At 59.4% G+C, this 4,369-nt stretch carries 6 protein-coding genes and 1 rRNA gene; all 7 read right to left on the bottom strand.

Annotated elements, in window-relative coordinates; genetic code table 11:
- Nucleotides 1-69, bottom strand: a 16S ribosomal RNA gene (locus VEZ38_RS14340); the annotation flags it as partial.
- A 427-nt stretch (nt 70-496) separates the two neighbouring features.
- Complete coding sequence (locus tag VEZ38_RS14345) at nt 497-2,236, bottom strand: stalk domain-containing protein (protein WP_324894543.1); 1,740 nt, start codon at nt 2,234-2,236, stop codon at nt 497-499.
- A 146-nt stretch (nt 2,237-2,382) separates the two neighbouring features.
- Nucleotides 2,383-2,754 (bottom strand): hypothetical protein, encoded by a 372-nt coding sequence (locus VEZ38_RS14350; protein WP_324894545.1) that lies wholly within the window; start codon nt 2,752-2,754, stop codon nt 2,383-2,385.
- A 22-nt stretch (nt 2,755-2,776) separates the two neighbouring features.
- Nucleotides 2,777-3,148, bottom strand: coding sequence for a hypothetical protein (locus tag VEZ38_RS14355; protein ID WP_324894547.1), 372 nt, complete (start codon nt 3,146-3,148; stop codon nt 2,777-2,779).
- A 15-nt stretch (nt 3,149-3,163) separates the two neighbouring features.
- Nucleotides 3,164-3,310, bottom strand: coding sequence for a YfhD family protein (locus tag VEZ38_RS14360; RefSeq protein WP_324894549.1), 147 nt, complete (start codon nt 3,308-3,310; stop codon nt 3,164-3,166).
- Nucleotides 3,311-3,387: 77 nt separating this feature from the next.
- Nucleotides 3,388-3,573, bottom strand: a complete 186-nt coding sequence (locus tag VEZ38_RS14365) for a hypothetical protein (protein ID WP_324894551.1) — start codon at nt 3,571-3,573, stop codon at nt 3,388-3,390.
- Nucleotides 3,574-3,677: 104 nt separating this feature from the next.
- Nucleotides 3,678-4,369, bottom strand: a 692-nt coding sequence (locus VEZ38_RS14370; RefSeq protein WP_324894553.1) for a DnaJ C-terminal domain-containing protein, incomplete at its 5' end; no start/stop codon positions are given.

The following is a 4,369-nucleotide window of genomic DNA, read 5'->3' on the forward strand; positions in this document are numbered from 1 at the left end:
CCGCTCGACTTGCATGTATTAGGCACGCCGCCAGCGTTCGTCCTGAGCCAGGATCAAACTCTCCAAAAAGGGTAGTTCAACTGCGCTCATTACAAGCTAGCTAAAAGCATATTTCGCTCATGTTCGGTTTTCAAGGAACAAGCTTGACTTTCCATCCTGCCGTGAAGCGACAGGAATTACATCCTACCACATTCGATCGTTCGATTACAAGCGACAATGTTTCCCATCGTGCGCCGGCCCCGTGTCGATCGTTCGTGCCGTTTTCGCGGCGACAAGAATATACTATACCCACTTTCGACACGAAATGCAAATGGTAGTTTTCCCCAGGCCTTTAACCTCGACGATTGGGCGGACTGAGTAAAGGAAAACAGGTTGCAAAGGCGCACGCCCCGCACGCACAAGCATCATTGCAGAAGTCGTCGCCAACCGCCTATGAACGAAAAAAGACCGCCTGCGCGAAAGCGCGGACGGTCTCATCCGAAGCAAGACGGTTATATCATTTCAAAGGGTAAAATATGAAGTCCAACGGCAGGTAGGACCCTGCAGCCGGCGTAAATTCGATATCGACGTACTCCTCCGTCCCGGTCGTGCGATACAGGAGGAACACGCCGTCCAGCGCCGTCAAGACGCCGGAGGCGGGAGCGAGCACCATCTCGCCGTTGATTTTCAACGGCCCTTTGTACGCTCCCCCGCGGGCGAGCAGCACGATCGCGGACTTGCCGGGGTTTTTCACCCGGATGTTGTACATCATGCCGTAATTCCCGTCCAACGAGACGAATTCGTTCCGGAACGGGTCGAACCCGCGGACGAACGGATCGTCGACGTTGTCGCCGACCGTAAACCGCTTGGCGACCTTGGTGCCGTCGGCATCCGCTTCCATCCGAATTTCCGAGAAAGGGAACGAACCGCGAATATGGCCCGCGAAGGGCAGCTCCGGATAGCTCAGCGCCGCGTCCATCGGATCGCCCGGCCGCATCGCGGCGAACGTGATCGCGACGTCCCCGCTCGTCTCGATATCGTAGATAAGATTAATGCCCTGCCCCTTCGTCAGCTTCGGCAAGTACGCGTACGCCTTCGATTCGCCCGGTTTTACCGTAAGTTCCGGTTTATTGGCGTCGCCGACGAGAAAGTCCACCGACGCCTGGTAACCGAACAGATGGACGAAGACGGAAGGATACACCTCGCCTTGGCGCGTCGTCTTGATCGTCACGGGATCGTCGCCTTGATTCGTCGCGATGATCGCGAACTGCACGTCCTCGTCCATCTCGTTAATGTGATTCGCATACAAGCGGGCCTTCCCGTCGACGGTATCGCGGTACAGCGCGCCGTATTGGGTGATCGTCTCCGGACTGTCGCTCACCAACAATTTTCGTCCGGGCACCTGCGTCGAGGCCATCCCGAGCTTCTGCGCGCTGCGGATATGCTGGTTCAGCTGCGCCGCGTCCAGCTTGATGAACGACTGCAGCTTGGCATGCTGCATCTGAAACTGTACCGGCGAATACATCGTTTCGTTCGTGATCGTAATGGTTTTCGAGTACCAATCGCTGACGTTGCCTTTGCTATCCGTCACCTGAAGCGACACCGTCTTCACGCCCGGTTCGAAGAACGCGTCCTGTTTGCCCTTCCACGCGGCGAATTCGATGCCGTCTCCTTCGACGTCGTAGCTTAGGTCGATATATTGTATTTTCTCGCCCATCTTATAGCTGGTTTTGCCGAACGTAAACTTCGCGACGGGCTTCCCCTCCCGAGCGGCGGGCAGCTCTGCGCTCCATGGCGCATACACGACTTCGACGCGGCTGAGCTGCGCATCGTAGGAATACGTCGCTCCGATCCGATCCATGATCCAGGTGAGCTGCGCCATCAGCTTGCCGTCTTGGCTAATTTCGAACGTCGGCTGGAACGCCCCCGGCATCCCGTCGATCAGCGTCGTACGGGTCGTCAAATCGATGAGGACGTCGGTTTTCCCTGCCTGGAGGGCAATCGTATTCGTCGCCATGTCGAACTGCACCGGGAACCCGAACGTATCCCCTAGGAACTTAACGGGAACGTACATTTTGCCGTTATACACCGTTGCCGGGGACGTCAGTTCGAAGGGGGCCCCGTTCACGAACGCCTGTTTTTGATCTACGTATAACCACACTTTCATGGCCGCGGAAGGCACCGCCGAAGCCGTCCCTCCAAACAGACCGAACACGAGCGTAACGATAAGTGCGAATAATGCCGAGCGTTTCCCCATAAGTATTCTCTCCCTCTTTGTCTCTAGCTGATCAATAGACGCGATCCGTTTCGAAAAGTTTCACCTGCGTGCTGTAAATTTTGTAATGACTTCCCACCTACGTAAAAAAACCCCGGCGTCGCCCGCTCGGGGTTCTTCGTCATGCCTTAGAGTTGTCCGCCGGCCTGCTCGATGACGCTCATCGCTTGGCGATGTACGCCCTCGTCCACCACGGCCGTCAGCAGTACGTCCCGTCCGGTCGGCCCGCCTTGCCCGCCGTCGCTCATGCCGCTCGCGTCCGTGCCCGCCGACAGCAGAATGCCCGGGCTGTCACCGGTGACGTCCGCGCCGAGCGAGAGCGACGCAAGAGAGCCGAAATCGCCCGTCGCCGGATTTCCCGACGCATTGGTGCCGTCCCCCGGATACCGCGAAATGCGGTCGATGCTGACGTCGATCGCGCGCAGGGCGTACAGCTTCTGCGCGGCGCCTTCCGCTTCCTCCGGCGACTTGAAATAGGCAAGAATGTTCTTCTCCATCATCCTTCTTCCCTTCTATACCCTTCTATTCCACTTGCCCGCCACGCCGCTTGACGATCTCGACGGCCTTCTCGTACATATGGTCCTCGACGACCGCCGTCACGACCGGCTCCCCCTCGTCGCCGGACCGTTCCGGGTCGCCCGGGAGCAAGTCCCGATTCAGGACCAAGGCACCAAGCAACACATTGTTCATTTGGCCGTTGTACGCGCTGCCGACGAGGGTGCCCTGCTGCAGCGGCAGCGCCGGGATGACCGCCGCCATTTCCGCCGGGAAATGCCCGACGTCTTCCGCCGTTCGATCCGACGTCACTTCGATGGCGCCCAGCGCTTGCAGATCGGTAACCGCCGCGACGGCGTCGTCTTCGGTACGAAAATACGCTTGAATATGCTTCGCCATACCCGCTATCGCTCCTTATTGCTGCTGCCGGCGGTCGGCGGCCTCCATGCGCTCCAAGGCCTCCATGTCGTCCTCGTCGGCGAGCTCGCGCGAAAATTCGACGTCCTCGTTCATGCCGATCGGCAGCTTCTTCTGCGCTTGTTGCTGATTCGCGTCCTTCATCGTGTTCGTTCACCCCGCAAAACGTAAGATACGGCTAGCATGCCCATCGTCTCCGTTTTCGATCAATGCGCCCCGATTTAGCTTTCGTTGCGAAACATCTCCGGCACGTCCACCGCCTCGGCAGGCGTCTCGGCGTCCGTTCTGCCGTTAAATACGCGCTCCATCGCCAAATTCGCTTCGGTCGCCTCCCGGTCGTCGCTCGCCATCGCGGCGGCCGTCCGCTCGCTGGCGCCCGGTCGTTCCCTTCCGTCGATCGATGCCATGCCAACCCTCCATTCCTCGCGAAAATGCTATCGTCACCGGGTAGCATCCCCCTTCGGGGGACCGGTTATGTGCACAAAAAAGAGAGGAAGCCATAGCTCCCTCTCTAATCGCCCATGAACGCTTTGCGCATCCGATCGAAAAATCCGTTGTTCTCGTGCGTACGTTCGCCGGACAGCCCCGCGAAATCCCGAAGCAGCGTCTTCTGCTCCTCCGACAAATTCGTCGGCGTCACGACGACGACTTTGACATGCTGATCGCCTTGCCCGTGGCCGCGAAGGCGCGGCACGCCCTTGCCCTTCAGGCGGAAATACGTGTCCGTCTGCGTGCCGGGCGGAATTTTCAGCTTCACCCGTTCGGTCAGCGTCGGCACTTCGATCTCGTCGCCGAGCGCGGCCTGCGCGAACGTCAGCGGCACCTCGCAGTAAATATCTTCGCCTTCGCGTTCGAAAAATTCGTGCGGCTTCACGCGAATCGAAATATACAAGTCGCCCGGAGGGCCGCCGCGCGTCCCCGCTTCGCCTTCGCCGGAGACGCGCAGCTGCGCGCCGTCGTCCACGCCCGCCGGGATGCGTACATGAATTTTGCGCTGCTTCTTAACCTTCCCCGCGCCCCAGCAGTTGTTGCAGCGATCTTTAATGATCTTGCCCGTGCCGTTGCAATTGCCGCAGGCGCGCCGGTTGACGATGCGGCCGAACGGCGTATTTTGCACGACTTCCTGTTGGCCGCTGCCGCGGCAGACGGCGCACGTCTCCGGCTTCGTGCCCGGCTTGGCGCCGGACCCGTCGCACACGTCGC

Source organism: Paenibacillus sp. (assembly GCF_035645235.1).
Lineage (GTDB): Bacteria > Bacillota > Bacilli > Paenibacillales > YIM-B00363 > Paenibacillus_AE.